Source organism: Acinetobacter sp. UBA3461, from assembly GCF_002381195.1.
Lineage (GTDB): Bacteria > Pseudomonadota > Gammaproteobacteria > Pseudomonadales > Moraxellaceae > Acinetobacter > Acinetobacter schindleri.
In genome coordinates this window covers 1-2,170 of record NZ_DFRO01000034.1, presented here as the reverse complement: position 1 = coordinate 2,170, position 2,170 = coordinate 1, and the positions used below count along the sequence as shown (strand labels likewise).

1 protein-coding gene, 1 pseudogene and 1 other annotated feature are annotated in these 2,170 nt (G+C 37.7%); of the genes and pseudogenes, one reads left to right on the top strand and one right to left on the bottom strand.

The features are described 5' to 3' along the window. Positions 1-418: 418 nt before the first annotated feature. Positions 419-1,120: an IS1 family transposase gene (locus B3D47_RS09775; protein WP_004282341.1), complete on the bottom strand. Its 702-nt coding sequence runs from the start codon at positions 1,118-1,120 to the stop codon at positions 419-421. Between the two features lie 132 nt (positions 1,121-1,252). Between B3D47_RS09775 and B3D47_RS09770 the strand changes: the two are divergent. Next, positions 1,253-2,170, top strand: a pseudogene (locus B3D47_RS09770) (IS3 family transposase); the annotation flags it as partial. Beyond that, positions 1,542-1,658: a sequence feature (AL1L pseudoknot), on the top strand. Its footprint overlaps the pseudogene before it by 117 nt.

The following is a 2,170-nucleotide window of genomic DNA, read 5'->3' as shown; positions in this document are numbered from 1 at the left end:
GCACGCATGCGGATTTCCTCTTTCTAGTTCAACATTAAACAGACTCGTAGCAAGGCTGCCAAGAATTAAAAAACACTTTTATTAGAGCCTTATGCGCCAAGAAATCGCTGTAAATTAATGTATGAAATAAGACATCCGAGTGTTTAAAAAATAAACTTATATAGGGTTTACGTAATTCGTGAGCTTATGTGTCGAATGAATAGAAAAGAACAGAATTAAAGAAACATCTAGTAATTTCTATAACTTATAGTGAATAGCCACCAATTTTGTAGACACCTTTTAGTTAGATAAAAAAGCAATTTTTTTGATCTTTAAAGAATGAGGATATAGTATTTGTAAAATTACTTAGCTGCTTAAAACTTAATTCTAATTGGTTAATAGGTGAAAAATGGGTAGTGTTTCAAAAAGTATGCTGGCATTAAACGAATCCATTATTGATATAAAAGAACACTAAATCAAAGGCTTTGAAATGATTTTCAAGCTTTTTGGAGAAGTTGCAGCTTCTCCTAAAGCCTCGCCTGATTCGATGCCGTAATCGACAATTATTGCCTTCTATACCCACAGTGAAAAATTTACCAATCAACTGTTTGCATTCTTTAAAGGTCGTAACAAAGCTATCCCAATGGTCACTTGATATACATGTATAGCTTACACCTAACTGCTTCAATTTTAATTTAAGTCGTTTTGCAGTGGCTAAATCTCGGTTACCCCATACATAAGCAACAATTTCACCTGTTTCTCGATGATAGGCATAAATTAGCCATTGTTTATTTTGCTTATGACCAACAAAAGTCCAAAACTCATCTACTTCAAGGGTTTCATAATGACTTTGCTGTGCTCGAAGTTGATATTTTGATTGGCTAAGTGTCCGTAGAACTTTACCGATACTTACTCTTTCAATTTCTGCTATATCCCTGACACCACTGCCTCGCACCATGAGGTGTAATATTTTGGTTTTGATACCTGAGTGACAGCCTTGATAACTGAGAGCATGATCACCAATAAATTGACGTCTGCATATTTTACATTGGTAATTTTGCTTACCATCTACTTTTGTGCCATTTTTCTTTATACTGTCACTTAGGCAGGCTGGACACTTGATTTCTAGAGTTATTCGCATTTCTCTATTTTATCAAAATCCAACCTGCTTTTTTTCAGCATACTTTTTGAAACACCACCCATTTTTTAAATTGATCCTAGACTGAACCGTACCGGGTTTGTCGGAGAGTTAATATTCTGAGAGACTATCCCGATGACAAAATTAAAATATACCCCTGAAATTAGAGAAAGAGCGGTTCAATTATTGATTGAATCTGAAAAAGATTATCCATCGAATTGGGCTGCGATCACCGCTATTGCTCCCTGAGCAGTATACTGCGCAAGGGTTGTACTCCTGAAACACTACGTGCCTGGCATCAAAAGCATTTAGATCAGCAAAATCCAGTTAAAGTACAGCAGCTTTCAGACCAAGAACGTATCAAACAACTCGAACGCGAAAATAAAGAACTGCAACGCGCCAATGAGATTCTACGTAAAGCAGCCGCTTTTTTCGCCCAGGCGGAGCTCGACTGCCCACACAAATAATGGTGGATTTTATCCATAATAATAAAGAGCTGTACGGAGTCGAGGCGATTTGTAGAATTTTACCAATCGCACCTTCAACCTATTACCGCACTCTAGATCTCTGCGAAAATCCAGAACATCGAGCAAAGCGAGATTTACATGACTTGCATCATGCTGAACAAATTAAACGAATTTGGAAGGAAAGTTCAGGTCGGTATGGTGTACGTAAAGTCTGGCAAAAACTGAAACGTGAAGGTTATGTTATCGCACGCTGTACTGTTGCTCGATTAATGAAAAAGCTAGGTATACAAGGTGTTTGGTGAGGTAAGAACAAACAAACCACCCGTAGCCGAGATGACCAAAAACGAGCAGATGATTTAGTGAAACGTAATTTTACTGCTGATCATCCTGACCAACTGTGGGTGAGTGACTTTACGTATATTCAAACAAATTCAGGCTGAGTCTATACCGCCTTTATTATTGATGTGTTCTCACGAGCAATTGTTGGCTGGAAAGTATCTACACGAATGAATACAGATATGGTGCTCGATGCATTGGAGCAAGCATTGCATGATCGAGGCATGCCAAAGAATGTGATTCATCATTC